The following is a 515-nucleotide window of genomic DNA, read 5'->3' as shown; positions in this document are numbered from 1 at the left end:
GTCACAGGAACCTTATCTTGTGAACCATCTGGGTAGGTCACAAGAACGGTCGCTGGTTTATCTCCTGCTGTACTTGTGTCTACTGGGCTCTCAAACGCTACCGTAGTACCTGTTGGAAGGTCACCTAGGTTAGAGATGGACTTCTCAGCTGATGGAGTTTCACCAACCTTAACGGTTTGATCAGCTGGACTTGGTTCATTGCTGTCTGCTTGGCTTGGGTTTTCTACAACCTTAACTGTCACAGGAACCTTATCTTGCGAACCATCTGGGTAGGTCACAAGAACTGTCGCTGGTTTATCTCCTGCTGTACTTGTGTCTACTGGACTTTCAAACGCTACCGTAGTACCTGTTGGAAGGTCACCTAGGTTAGAGATGGACTTCTCAGCTGATGGAGTTTCACCAACGGTAACGGTTTGATCAGCTGGACTTGGTTGGTTACTGTCTGCTTGGCTTGGGTTTTCTACAACCTTAACTGTCACAGGAACCTTATCTTGCGAACCATCTGGGTAGGTCAC

At 47.8% G+C, this 515-nt stretch carries 1 protein-coding gene; it reads right to left on the bottom strand.

All coding sequences use genetic code 11. The annotated features are described in order from the left end of the window. A partial coding sequence (locus E5983_RS10270; RefSeq protein WP_269148549.1) for a Rib/alpha-like domain-containing protein occupies positions 1-515 on the bottom strand: 515 nt, incomplete at both ends.

The sequence above is a fragment of the Streptococcus danieliae genome, from assembly GCF_009767945.1.
Classification (GTDB): domain Bacteria; phylum Bacillota; class Bacilli; order Lactobacillales; family Streptococcaceae; genus Streptococcus; species Streptococcus danieliae.
Note: the sequence above shows the minus strand (reverse complement) of the source record. Positions and strands in the feature narration are given on the sequence as shown.